Consider the following 12,546-nt stretch of genomic DNA (forward strand, 5'->3'; position numbering starts at 1 on the left):
CGGTCAGGCGCTGACGGTCGGCGGTGTCGTCGGCGTCGGCCAGATCAGCCGGAAGCGCTCGCAGACCACCGGCATGTCCGGTTCGAAGCCGCGCGGGTTCTCGGAGTGCTCACGCCAGTACGCCTCGTGCACCGTCCGCCAGTGCTCGAGAGTCCGGTCTCCTTCACCTTCGGCACGCGCGTGCTCGGCCCCGACGGCGTCGAACGGGACGATCCGGACGTCCGTCGTCTCGATGACGGCCCGGGGAACACCGGCGCCGTCGGTCACGATGCTGCACTCACCGGTCGCGGGGAGCGGGTCGCCCGTCGACTCGTAGTCCCAGAGCGATGACGCTGTGCCGTCCTTGACCCCGCGGAGCACCAGGCCGAGCAGCTCGTCTGCCTGCTCCGGAGTGGCACCGAACGACCACGCCTCCGGCACCTCGGCCGGCAGTTCCGGAGCCTCGTCTCGCCGTGCGTTCCAGAAGCCGTCGAGGGTCGTGGTCACCAGCCGACCGTAGCGCACCGCCGTGTGTCCGCACTTGTGCCGACACCCGCCTTGGGACTGTGGCGGCGGGGCGGCGTCCCCTACTTTCGAGGAGCACCGTCCCCCGCACCTCGAGGAGTCCCCGTGACACTGCCGGCCGCAGGCTGGTTCCCGGACCCGCAGGACGCCAGTCGTCTCCGCTGGTGGGACGGTCACGCCTGGGGCGCCGCGACCCGTGTCCTGCCGAGTACTCCGGAACCGGTCGTGCCGATCGTCGTCGCACCCGTGGGCCCAGCGTTCTCGGTGCACACGGCAACGATCCGGACCCGAGCGTGGGCATCCGGCGGCGGTCGCGATCGACGGCTGTGCGTGTTCACGGTGCTCGCGGTGCTGCTGGCCCTGACGTCGATCCTCATCAACCCGCTGGGTGCCTGCAGTGCGCTCGCTCTCGTGTGCCGGCTCGTCGGTGTCGTTCGCCCCGGTGCGACCGGTGGGTGGGCGGTCGCCGCGAGGAGCGCGTCCTCGAGCGCGGTGGTGGTGGCGGTCGCGACGGGCGCGGTGGCGGCGTCGGCCCAGTTCCACCTCTTCTGACGCATCCCGGGGCCGTCACCGTCCGACTTCGTGAGCAGAAATGGTCGGGTGCCGACCAGCCACCCGACCATTTCTGCTCACGACGCGCACGCCCGGGCCCGCCGAACGCCGAGCCCTACCGCCGCGCCCGCGGGTGCGCCGTCTGGTAGACGTCCCGCAGCATGTCCGCCGTGACCATCGTGTAGATCTGGGTCGTCGCGACGCTCGCGTGCCCGAGCAACTCCTGCACCACACGCACATCGGCACCGCCCTCGAGCAGGTGCGTGGCGAACGAGTGCCGGAAGGTGTGCGGCGACACGTGCGCCTCGAGGCCCGCCGCCTCGGCAGCCGACTGGATCACGAGCCACGCGCTCTGTCGTGACAGCCGGGCACCGCGCGCGCCGAGGAACAGCGCCGGCGTCGAGGTCCCTCGTGCCGCGAACACCGGCCGCGCCCGCACCAGGTAGGCGTCGATCGCCGCCCGCGCGAAACTGCCGAGCGGCACGACCCGCTGCTTGTTCCCCTTGCCGGTGACCTTCACGACGGCGAGGCCATCGGCGTCGGGGGCCGAGCCATCGGACAGCGTGGTCACGTCGTCCACCGACAACCCCACCGCCTCGGAGATCCGCGCGCCGGTGGCGTAGAGCAGCTCGAGCAACGCCTTGTCCCGCAGCCGGACGGGGTCGTCCACACCGGCGGAGCCGCCCGCGGAGCCATCCGCGGAGCCACCCGCGGGGCCGTCAGCAGAGCCGCCCGTCGACACCGCGCCGAGCAGCCGCTCCATGTCCTCGACCGAGATCGCCTTCGGCAGCCGCATCGGGGCCTTCGGTGGCCGGACGGCGGTGCCGGGGTCGAGCGGCAGCCAGCCCTCGCCCGCCGCGAAGGCCGTGAACGAGCGCACCGAACTGAGCATCCGGGCGATCGACCTCGGTGCCAGCGGACCGTCCGGCTTCGTCGCCAGGTAGGTCACGAACTCCGAGACGTCTGCCCGAGCGAGCCGCCCGACGTCGTCGATCGCAGACGCCCCACCGGCTCGGTCAGCACCGTCGGACTCGACGACCGGAGCCGTCGCCAGCCACGAGGTGAACACCGCCAGGTCACGCCGGTACGCCGACAGCGTGTGCTGCGACAGCCCGCGCTCGATCGCGACGTGCCGCAGGTACGTCTCCGTGGCACGGTCCAGGGGAATCACGACAGCAGGCGCACGGTCAGTGCAGCGCCTCGTCAGGCGCTCCGACCCGGTACCCGGTGAACGTCACGGTCAGGCCGGCACGCGTCGGAGCAGCGCACAGCAGTCCCGCCGACACGGCGGCATCGGGATCGAGGTACGCGACCCGCACCAGCCGGGGTTGCTCGTCCTCGGCCCAGGCCCGGACGGTCACGGCATCACCTTCGCGGCTGGCCCGGACCGTCACCACGCGTCCCACCCACTCCGGCACGGGCGCCACCGACCAGTCCGAGGAGTCACGGGTCACCACGGCGCCGAGCTGCGGCGTCCCGTCGGAGACCTCGACACCGGCCTTGATCCAGTTCCGCTCGTCGACGCGCAGGAACACGCCGGCCTGGTCGAACTGCTCCGTGTAGTCGAGGACGAACGATGCCTCGACCGAGAACGACCCGTCGAGGGGCTGCACCAGCGCGTGCTCGGAGTCGTGGACGAACCCGTACGACGTGGTCCGCCAGGCGTCGCTGCCCCGGGCCGCCGTGACCCGCAGCACATCGCCGTCGAGCTCCACGGCCTCGGGCTCGTGCGTCCACGTCGCCGCGTCGACCAGTTCTCGCAGGCTCATGCGCGGCCTCGCTCGAGCGCATCCACCGCGAGTACGGCCACGACCAGCCCGGAGTTGTGCAGCCGACCATCGAGGATCGCCTCCACCAGCTCGGCCCGCGGCACCCACCGCTTCACGATGTCGGCTTCCTCGGCCTCGCGCTCGAACGCCGTCGTCGTGGGCCGCACGCCCCGGGCGCGGTAGACCTGCAGGAACTCGTTGCTCCCGCCGGACGACGTGTTGTACCGGACCAGCGGCTTCCAGGTGTCCGCTTCGAGGTCGGCCTCTTCTGCCAGCTCTCGGGCGGCAGCGACCTGGAGGTCCTCGCCCTCGACGTCGAGCAGCCCGGCCGGCAGCTCCCAGTCGCGCACCTGCACCGGGTGGCGGTACTGCTGGATCACGAGGACACGGCCCTCGTCGTCCTCGGCGTAGACCGCGACGGCACCGGTGTGGTCGATGTACTCCCGCACCATCGTCTCGTCGTGGTACGCGATCGCGTCGCGGCGCACGTCCCAGACGGCGCCCTCGTACACGACGGTGGACTCGGTGACCTCGAACGAGGCGGCTTCGTCAGCGATGGGTGCGTCAGTCACGGAACCATCCAAGCACGCGCCCGTCGCGGAACCAGGCTCCGGACACAGCGCCGCGTCGTTCCGCGGTTGCGTGTCGGAACCAGGTGCCGTGAACGCGACCACAGACGGACGGGAGGCGCGGTGCCAGCTGGCACCGTCCCTCCAGGCACGGCCGTCACCCCGCTGGCGCGGTGCGCCGGTACCGGCTGGCGGGGCCCACCTCCCGTCCGCTCGTGGCTGGGCTGCGCTTACGCGACCTGCTCCTCGTTCTGCGGGTCGAACAGGCTGGACGCCTCGTGGCGCTCGATCGCGGCCGCGACGAGCCCCGCGAACAGCGGGTGCGCGTTCGTCGGACGCGAGCGCAGCTCCGGGTGCGCCTGCGTCGCGATGTAGAACGGGTGCACGTCGCGCGGCAGCTCGACGTACTCGACCAGGCTGCCGTCGGGCGACGTGCCCGAGAACACCAGGCCGGCGTCCGCGATCTGCTGCCGGTACGTGTTGTTGACCTCGTAGCGGTGACGGTGGCGCTCGGACGCCTCGGGCGCACCGTAGAGCGACTCCGCCAACGACCCGGAGCTGAACGTCGCCGGGTACAGGCCGAGGCGCATGGTGCCGCCCAGGTCGCCGCCGGCGATGATGTCCACCTGCTCCGCCATGGTCGCGATGACCGGCGTCGAGGTCTCCGGGTCGAACTCCGTGCTCGACGCGTCGGTCAGGCCGGCCTCGTGGCGGGCGTACTCGATGACCATGCACTGCAGGCCGAGGCACAGGCCGAGCGTCGGGATGCCCTGCTCACGGGCGAAGCGCAGCGCGCCGAGCTTGCCCTCGATGCCGCGCACGCCGAACCCGCCGGGGATGCAGATGCCGTCGACGTCGCCGAGCTGCTTCGCAGCGCCCTCGGGCGTGGTGCAGTCGTCGGAGACGACCCACTTCAGCGTCACCTTCGCGTCGTGCGCGAAGCCACCGGCACGGAGCGCCTCGGTGACCGACAGGTACGCGTCCGGCAGGTCGATGTACTTGCCGACGAGGGCGATAGTGACGTCCTTCTTCGGCTCGTGCACGGCACGGAGCACCGGAGTCCACGCGGTCCAGTCGACCGGGCCGGCCTCGAGCTTGAGCGCGTCGACGATGACCTGGTCGAGGCCCTGGTTGTTCAGCAGCGTCGGCAGGTCGTAGATCGACGGGACGTCCACGGCGTTCACCACGGCGTCCTCGTCGACATCGCACATCAGGGCGATCTTCTTCTTGTTCGAGTCCGACACCGGGCGGTCCGACCGCAGCACGAGGGCGTCGGGCTGGATGCCGATCGAGCGGAGCGCGGCGACCGAGTGCTGCGTCGGCTTCGTCTTCTGCTCACCCGAGGCGTTCATGAACGGCACGAGCGACACGTGCACGAAGAACACGTTGTTGCGGCCGAGCTCGTGGCGCACCTGGCGCGCCGACTCGATGAACGGCTGCGACTCGATGTCGCCGACGGTGCCGCCGACCTCGGTGATGATGACGTCGGGCTGCGGGTCGTTCTCCGCCTGCTCGCGCATCCGACGCTTGATCTCGTCGGTGATGTGCGGGATGACCTGCACGGTGTCACCGAGGTACTCGCCGCGACGCTCCTTGGCGATGACCGTCGAGTACACCTGGCCGGTCGTGACGTTCGCCGACTGCGCCAGGTTGATGTCGAGGAAACGCTCGTAGTGCCCGATGTCGAGGTCCGTCTCTGCACCGTCGTCGGTCACGAAGACCTCGCCGTGCTGGAACGGGTTCATGGTGCCCGGGTCCACGTTGAGGTACGGGTCGAGCTTCTGCATGACGACCTTGAGGCCGCGAGCCGTCAGGAGATTGCCGAGGCTGGCTGCCGTCAGGCCCTTGCCGAGAGACGAGACGACCCCGCCGGTCACGAAGATCTGCTTCGTCACCTTCGGGGTCGGGGTGTTTGCCTGGGTACCGCTGCTGAGAGTGTCCGCCACGGGATTCCATCGTACGTCAGAACTGCCGGGAGGCGCGACCTCGGTTCGCCGTGGGCGTTGCGCGGGGTGGGCGGCCGGGTCTTCGGGCCGTGCGCGCGTGGGCGCGCGTGCTTGCTTGCTTGCTTGCGTGCGTGCGTGCGTGCTTGCTTGCTTCCTTGCGGCCGCGTGGCAAGTCAGGCCGTCTGGCCGGCCACGTCGAGCAGTTCGCGGGCGTGTTCCACGCCGCTCGCGCTGTCGCCGAGCCCCGAGAGCAACCGCGCCATCTCCTGCAGGCGGTCCTCGCCCTCGAGCCGTCGCACACTCGACGAGGTCACGGCGCCGCTGGCGTCCTTCACCACGTTGAGGTGGTTGTTCGCGAACGCCGCGACCTGCGCCAGGTGCGTGACGACGATGACCTGCGTGCGCTCGGCGAGCTTCGCCAGCCGACGGCCGATCTCGATCGCCGCCGCACCGCCCACGCCGGCGTCGACCTCGTCGAAGACGAACGTCGGCACGGTCGTGCTGCCGGCCATCACGACCTCGATCGCGAGCATCACGCGCGAGAGCTCGCCGCCCGATGCCCCCTTGCCGATCGGTCGGGGGTCGGTGCCGGAGTGCGGCTGCAGCAGGATCGACACCTGGTCGCGTCCGTGTCGGCGGTACTCGCCCGCGTCGGTGACCTCGACCACCAGGGTGGCGCCGGCCATCGCGAGCGTCTTCAGCTCGGTCGTGACGCGCTTCGCGAGGTCCGCTGCTGCCTTCGTGCGGGCAGCGGTCAACGCGGCCGCTGCCGCCCCGAGGGCCTGCTCGTCCTGTTCGACGGACTGCTGGAGCGCCGCGATGCGGTCGTCGTCGCCGTCCAGCTCGAGCAGGCGGTCGCTCGCCCGCTGCCCGTAGTCGATGACGTCGTCGACGGTCTCGCCGTACTTGCGGGTGAGGCCGGCGAGCAGGGCGCGCCGTTCGTTGATGAGCTCGAGGTCGTGACCGGCCTCGGGCTCGAGCGAGCCGAGGTAGCTCGAGATGCTCGCCGAGGCCTCGGCCGCCTGGATGCCGAGCTCCGTGAGCTGTTCGAGCACGGGCTGCAGGGCGGCGTCGGAGTCGGCGACCCGCTCGACGGCGCGTCGGGCGGACTCGACCAGGCCGACGACGTCGGAGACGCCGTCGAGGGACTCGCTGGACAGGGCCTCGTGCGCGAGGGCCGCGGACAGCCGGAGTTCCTCGAGGTTGCCGAGCCGGTCAGCGCGCTCGGCGAGCTCGACGTCCTCGCCGGGCTGCGGGTCGGCCGCTTCGATCTCGTCCGAGGCAGCGCGGATCCGGTCCGCTTCGGCCACCCGCTCGTCGCGGTCGCGCGTCAGTGTCTCGAGTTCGCCCGTGTGCTGCTGCCACGCGTCGTACGCGGCGACGTACCGGTTCAGGGCCTTCTCGAGGGCCACCCCACCGAAGCCGTCGAGCGCCGCACGCTGCGCGGTCGACGAGGTCAGTCGGATCTGGTCGGACTGGCCGTGCACCGTCACGAGCTGGTCAGCGAGTTCACCGAGCACCGCGACGGGAGCGCTCCGGCCCCCGACCGTGGCTCGACTGCGGCCCTCGGCCGAGACCGTGCGCGTGAGGATCAGTTCGCCATCCTCCACCGCGCCGCCGGCGTCCTCGACGCGTTCGGCGACGGCAGCGTGCTCGGGGACGTTCCAGCGGCCCTCGACCACGGCGCTCGAGGCACCACGGCGGACCGAGCCGGCGTCCGCCCGAGCACCGAGCAACAGCCCGAGGGCTGTGACGATCATGGTCTTGCCGGCACCGGTCTCGCCCGTGACGACGGTGAACCCAGGACCGAGTTCGAGCGTGGTCTCGCCGATGACCCCGAGGTCACGGATCGCGATCTCCTCGATCATCGGTGGTGCTCCTCGTCCTCGTCGGTCTGGGGCCCGCGCCAGCCGGTGACGGGGAGCCGGAACTTCGCGACGAGCCGATCGGTGAAGGGGGCGTCCTTGAGGCGCGCGACCCGCACGGGGTCGGGCGATCGACGGACCTCGACCCGAGCGCCCGGCGGCAGGTCGTGCGTCCGTCGGCCGTCGCACCACAGCACCCCGACACCGCTCGTACGCCGCAGGACCTCGATCGCGAGCGTGCAGTCCGGGCCCACCACGATCGGGCGGGCGAACAGGGCGTGCGCGCTGAGCGGCACCATCAGCAGGGCGTCGACGTCGGGCCAGACGATCGGACCGCCGCCGGAGAACGAGTACGCCGTGGACCCGGTGGGGGTCGACACGACGACGCCGTCGCACCCGAACGAGGACAGCGGGCGACCGTCGACCTCGGTCACCACCTCGAGCATGCGCTCGCGCGAGGCCTTCTCGATGGTGGCCTCGTTGAGCGCCCAACTCGAGTAGACGATCTGGTTGCCGACGACCACGTCGACCTGCAGGGTGACGCGCTCCTCGACGTGGTACTCACCCGACAGGGCGCGCTCGACGGTCTCGGCGAGGGCGTCCCGCTCGCTCTCCGCCAGGAAGCCCACGTGCCCGAGGTTCACGCCGACGATCGGTGCCCGCGTCTCGCGCACGAGTTCGGCCGCACGCAGGATCGTGCCGTCGCCGCCGAGCACGATGACGATCTCGAGCTGGTCCGCCTGGACGTCGACGCCCAGGATGTCGACCTGCCCCACCGAGGCTTCGGCCCGCCGGATGTCGGCGTACTCGTCGAACGGCATCACCGGGATCAGACCGGCGGCGTGCAGGAGGTCGCAGACCTCGACCGCAGCGTCGATCGAATCACGGCGACCCGTGTGGGAGACGAGCAGGATGTGCCGGTCGTCGCTCATGCGGTCCCCTCTGTGAGTTCGGTTGCCCGGACTCTCCATTCTGTCGGATTGCCACCGACACCACGCTGGAAGCGCGCGAGGTACTCGTGGTTCCCGTGCGTCCCGATGATCGGAGACGCGGCGAGCCCGGTGGTCCCGAAGCCCAGGTCCCATGCGGCCCACAGGACGTTCATCAGGGCGTCGTCGCGGAGTGCCGCATCGTGCACGATGCCCTCGCGCACCCCACCGCGGCCGACCTCGAACTGCGGCTTCACCAACAGGACGAAGTCGTCGGCGGGGACGGCCTCGGCCAGGGCGGGCAGCACGAGCCGGAGCGAGATGAAGGACAGGTCGCCGACCACCAGGGTCGTCTCGGCTGCGGCGCCGTCGAGCGCGAGGTAGTCCGACCGGGTCAGGCTGCGGGCGTTGGTGCCCTCGACCACCGCGACACGCTCGTCGACGGCGATCGTGGGGTGCAGTTGCCCGTGCCCGACGTCGAGCGCGATGACCCGGCGAGCACCTCGGGCCAGGAGCACCTGCGTGAAGCCACCCGTGCTCGCACCGACGTCGAGCACCACACGGCCGGACGGGTCGACGCCGAACGCATCGAGCGCTCCGACCAGCTTCTGGGCAGCGCGGGAGACCCATTCGTCGGCCGCGTCGACCACGATGTCGGCAGCCGGCGAGGTCGGGGTCGAGGGCTTCACGACAGGACGACCCTCGACCGTCACCCGGCCGTCCTGGATGAGCTTGGCGGCAGCGGTGCGCGAGCGCGCGAGGCCACGTGTCGCGAGCAGGGCGTCGAGGCGGACCGGGGTCGCGTCGGGCACGGCTCCGTCCGGTTCAGGCACTCGCGGTGCCGCCGCTCTCGAGCCGCGTGCGCAGCTCGTCGTGGAGTGCCGAGAACGCGTCTGCACGTTCGACGAGCGGAAGGGTCTCGGCCGCCGAGGTGCGCGCGGCGAACTCGTCCTGTGGTTCCAGGTCGGCGGACGGCTGCTCGGGGTTCGGCACGTCCGACACGCTACTCGCCGCCGTAGAGCTGCGGGTCCACGTCGAGGCCGTAGATGGCCAGCCCGGACTCCCAGATTAGCGCTGCGCCGGCGCGGAGTCGATCGATGTCGCTGCCGGCGTCGAGGACCCGCACCACGTGCCCCCGCATCGCCACGGTGGCGCTGCCGACGGTGACGTACCGCGTGCCGTCGTCGTCCTGCCGACGGACGGTCACCGGGTAGGGCTCGGACAGACCACGGAGGTCCTCGAGCACGAACACCGGACGGGAACGCTGATCGGCCGCGAGCACCTGCTTCGCCTGGTCGATGCCGGTGAGCACGAGGACGCTCGGGATCCCGACGTCGTTCGCCCCCTTGATGTCGGTGTCGAGACGATCACCGATGAACAGTGTCTTCCCGCCGCCGAACCGCTCGACCGCGGCGTCGAAGATCGGGCGCTCCGGCTTGCCGGCGACCACGGGCATCCGCCCCACGGCCTGGTGGACCGCAGACACGAGCGTGCCGTTGCCGGGCGCGATGCCGCGTTCGACCGGGATCGACCAGTCCATGTTCGTGGCGACCCACGGGATCGCCGGGTCGGCCAACGCGAACGACGCCTCGGCCAGTTCCTTCCACCCGAGGTCCGGGGAGAAGCCCTGGATGACCGCGGCCGGGGAGTCCTCGGCACTGGTCGTCACCGTGAAGCCGGCGGCCTCGACGATGCTCGACAGTCCCAGTCCGCCGGTGACGAGCACCGTCGCGCCGGCGGGCACCAGCGTCGACAGGAGCTGCACGCCCGCCTGCGACGACGTGACGACGTCGGACTCGGACACCTCGAGCCCGTAGCGCTCGAGGTGTTCGGCGACGTCGATCGGTCGTCGGGACGCGTTGTTGGTGATGTACCCGACCCGTGCGGTCAGCGAGGCCCGTGTGAGCGCCTCGACCGCGTGCGGGATGGCGTTCCGCCCCCGGTAGACGACGCCGTCGAGGTCCGTGAGCACCACGTCGACGCCGTCCGTCGGCGCGGTCGGGACGTCAGTCGGCTGCGGAGCCGTCGACGTCGCGGGGGTTGTCGTCGTCGAGCTCGCCGGGCTCGTCGGCGTCGCCTGGTTCGCCGACGACGTCGGGCTCGGCGAGGGCTGGCTCGTCGTCGTCGAGGTCGGCGTCGTCGTCGTCGAGCTGGTCGGTGTCGTCGAGCTCGCCGGCGTCTCCGTGTTCTTCGACTTCGAGCGTTTCCTCGACCACATCAACTGTCTCCCAAGCGTTCTCGTCGGCGGCTTCGGCGAGAGCCGTTGCCGCACGGTCGACACGGGCCCACCACTCGTCGGCCTCGTCCTGGCGGCCGAGCTCTTCGAGCGTGGCCGCGTAAGCACTGTAGAGCGCCGGTGACCACGTGTAGGCCGTCGACGGGTCCAGCTGTGGAATCTCCAGCTCGCCCAGGGCAGCTGTGGGGTTCCCGAGGTCGATGCGTGCGCCGGACATCGCGATCGCGAGTTCGACCTGCACGGCGGTGTCGAGCGCGGCACGCTCCACCGAACGGCCGAGTTCGAGCGCACGCTCCGGGCGGCCGAGGCCTCGTTCGCAGTCCACCATCATCGGGAGCTGGTCGTTGCGGCCGGAGATGCGCCGGTAGGTGCGGAGCTCGCGCAGCGCGGTCGCGAAATCGCCCAGGCGGTACGCCGTGATCGCAGCGGTCTCGCGGACGACACCGACGCGGCCGGCACGGCGGGCGGCGCTCAGGGCGTGCTCGTTCGCCAGGGCGGGGTCCTCGTCGACGAACAGCGCCGCGGCCACGAGGTGCCGGGCGACCCAGTCGGCGTTGTCCTTGCTGAGCGTCTTCAGCTCCATGCGCGCTGCGGGGTCGAGGTCGCGCGCATCGATCTCGTCGGGGATGTCCGGGTCGTCGTGACGCGGACGGATCGACTTCGTGCCGTACGGGTCGCGGTCTTCCCAGTCGTCGCGGGCTGCCTCGCCGAACCGTGCGCCGGCGTGACGCGTCCCGTCGCCGAAACGGCGTCGATCGTCGCCACCGTCCTGACGCGGGCGGTCGCCACCGCGGGCCGGACGGTCCGAAGCACCCCGGAAGGACGGACGGTCACCGTCGCGGCGCGGACGGTCGCCGTCGCGGGCCGGACGGTCGCCGTCGCGGGACGGACGGTCGGAACCACCGCGGTACGCGGGACGGTCGGAACCACCGCGGTACGCGGGACGGTCGGAGCCACCGCGGTACGCGGGACGGTCGCCGTCACGACGCGGACGGTCCGATGAACCGTCACGGTACGACGGACGGTCGCCATCACGAGCCGGGCGGTCAGAGCCGCCGCGGTACGGGCGGTCTCCATCGCGAGCGGGACGGTCGGAACCACCGCGGTACGCGGGACGGTCGCCATCACGACGGGGACGATCCGAGCCGCCCTGGTACGGGCGGTCACCATCACGACGCGGACGATCCGAACCACCGCGGTAGGCCGGACGGTCGCCGTCACGGGCGGGACGGTCCGAGCCACCGCGGTAGGCCGGACGGTCGCCATCACGGGCGGGACGGTCGGGACGGTCCGAGCCACCGCGGTACGCGGGACGGTCGCCATCACGACGCGGACGATCCGAACCGCCCTGGTAGGGGCGGTCCCCATCACGACGCGGACGATCCGAACCACCCTGGTAGGGGCGGTCCCCATCGCGACGCGGACGATCCGAACCACCACGGTAGGCGGGACGGTCGCCGTCACGCGCGGGGCGGTCTGACCGGAACGGACGGTCCCCGTCGCGGCGCGGACGCTCAGCACCGCGGGGGCCGTCGCCGCGCGGCGGACGGCCGGAGTCGCCGCGATCGCTCCGCCACGACGGACGATCGTCACGGGCTCCGGAGCGGAACGGACGGTCACCACCGCTCCGCGGCGCACTGTCGCGACGTGCAGCGCCGTCGCGGAACGGACGGTCGGAGCGCTCAGGACGGTCACGGCGGTCGCCCTCACGGCGCTCGAAGTCACGTGGACCGGACGACCAACGGCCTCCGCTCGCAGCGTCTCCGCGCGGACCCCCGTCGCGTCGAGGGGCTCGGTCGTCCCGTCGGGGTCGGTCTCCCCGGTCGCCGTCGTTCCGCCGCTCGTCGTCGTTCGCCACCGTTGCTCCTCATCGCGTGCCCGGGCCGAAGGCCGGGCGTTCGTCCGCTGTGTCGTTGTGTTGGGTGCCGCGTCGGTCGGACCGACGTTCGAACTCCAGTCCATCATGAACCGGAGCCGACGTCGAGCGACGAGCGGCAAAACAGAAATGGCCACCGGCCACCACCGTGAACGAGGGTCTCCCCTGCGAATTCACGATGGAGGGCCGATGGCCACATCTTCTTACGTTAAGTCCGGCGGCGTCCTACTCTCCCACAAGGTCCCCCTTGCAGTACCATCGGCGCTGAGAGGCTTAGCTTCCGGGTTCGGAATGTGACCG

Annotated in this window: 12 protein-coding genes and 1 rRNA gene; 1 reads left to right on the forward strand and 12 read right to left on the reverse strand. The window is 71.4% G+C overall.

Going from position 1 to position 12,546, the window contains the following annotated elements; genetic code table 11:
* Positions 1-3: 3 nt before the first annotated feature.
* On the reverse strand, positions 4-486 hold the full coding sequence (locus EDF40_RS18440) for an ASCH domain-containing protein (RefSeq protein ID WP_260213620.1): 483 nt from the start codon (positions 484-486) through the stop codon (positions 4-6).
* A gap of 123 nt (positions 487-609) precedes the next feature.
* Here EDF40_RS18440 and EDF40_RS18445 point away from each other — a divergent pair, with 123 nt between their 5' ends.
* Positions 610-1,056, forward strand: coding sequence for a DUF2510 domain-containing protein (locus tag EDF40_RS18445; RefSeq protein ID WP_221180502.1), 447 nt, complete (start codon positions 610-612; stop codon positions 1,054-1,056).
* A 115-nt stretch (positions 1,057-1,171) separates the two neighbouring features.
* Here EDF40_RS18445 and EDF40_RS18450 read toward each other — a convergent pair whose 3' ends face one another.
* The 11 genes from EDF40_RS18450 to rrf all read right to left on the reverse strand — a co-directional run.
* On the reverse strand, positions 1,172-2,224 hold the full coding sequence (locus EDF40_RS18450) for a site-specific tyrosine recombinase XerD (protein WP_123341268.1): 1,053 nt from the start codon (positions 2,222-2,224) through the stop codon (positions 1,172-1,174).
* 19 nt (positions 2,225-2,243) lie between these two features.
* A complete protein-coding gene (locus tag EDF40_RS18455) occupies positions 2,244-2,825 on the reverse strand; it encodes a DUF1349 domain-containing protein (RefSeq protein WP_123341249.1) in 582 nt (193 codons plus the stop codon).
* On the reverse strand, positions 2,822-3,397 hold the full coding sequence (locus EDF40_RS18460) for an NUDIX domain-containing protein (protein WP_185003234.1): 576 nt from the start codon (positions 3,395-3,397) through the stop codon (positions 2,822-2,824). Before EDF40_RS18460 ends, EDF40_RS18455 begins: the two co-directional genes overlap by 4 nt.
* 227 nt (positions 3,398-3,624) lie before the next feature.
* Positions 3,625-5,340 carry a CTP synthase gene (locus EDF40_RS18465; protein ID WP_173170571.1) on the reverse strand — a complete coding sequence of 572 codons (1,716 nt, stop codon included), beginning with the start codon at positions 5,338-5,340 and terminating at the stop codon, positions 3,625-3,627.
* Positions 5,341-5,513: 173 nt separating this feature from the next.
* Complete coding sequence (recN, locus tag EDF40_RS18470) at positions 5,514-7,208, reverse strand: DNA repair protein RecN (protein ID WP_123341250.1); 1,695 nt, start codon at positions 7,206-7,208, stop codon at positions 5,514-5,516.
* Entirely contained in the window at positions 7,205-8,137 is a 933-nt protein-coding gene (locus EDF40_RS18475; protein ID WP_123341251.1) for an NAD kinase, read from the reverse strand. The genes recN and EDF40_RS18475 overlap by 4 nt, the downstream gene beginning before the upstream one ends.
* On the reverse strand, positions 8,134-8,946 hold the full coding sequence (locus EDF40_RS18480) for a TlyA family RNA methyltransferase (protein ID WP_260213621.1): 813 nt from the start codon (positions 8,944-8,946) through the stop codon (positions 8,134-8,136). Before EDF40_RS18480 ends, EDF40_RS18475 begins: the two co-directional genes overlap by 4 nt.
* Positions 8,947-8,959: 13 nt before the next feature.
* The gene (locus EDF40_RS19365; RefSeq protein WP_159572718.1) at positions 8,960-9,127 is read right to left on the reverse strand and encodes a hypothetical protein; all 168 of its coding nucleotides are present in this window, start codon (positions 9,125-9,127) and stop codon (positions 8,960-8,962) included.
* A gap of 10 nt (positions 9,128-9,137) precedes the next feature.
* Positions 9,138-10,109 carry an HAD-IIA family hydrolase gene (locus EDF40_RS18485; protein WP_123341253.1) on the reverse strand — a complete coding sequence of 324 codons (972 nt, stop codon included), beginning with the start codon at positions 10,107-10,109 and terminating at the stop codon, positions 9,138-9,140.
* A 31-nt stretch (positions 10,110-10,140) separates the two neighbouring features.
* Positions 10,141-10,953 (reverse strand): hypothetical protein, encoded by an 813-nt coding sequence (locus tag EDF40_RS18490; RefSeq protein WP_123341270.1) that lies wholly within the window; start codon positions 10,951-10,953, stop codon positions 10,141-10,143.
* Between the two features lie 1,505 nt (positions 10,954-12,458).
* Positions 12,459-12,546: ribosomal RNA gene (gene rrf / locus EDF40_RS18495) — 5S ribosomal RNA — on the reverse strand; the annotation flags it as partial.

Origin of the sequence: Curtobacterium sp. PhB170, from assembly GCF_003752345.1 — a bacterium.
In the GTDB taxonomy this organism is placed as follows: domain Bacteria; phylum Actinomycetota; class Actinomycetes; order Actinomycetales; family Microbacteriaceae; genus Curtobacterium.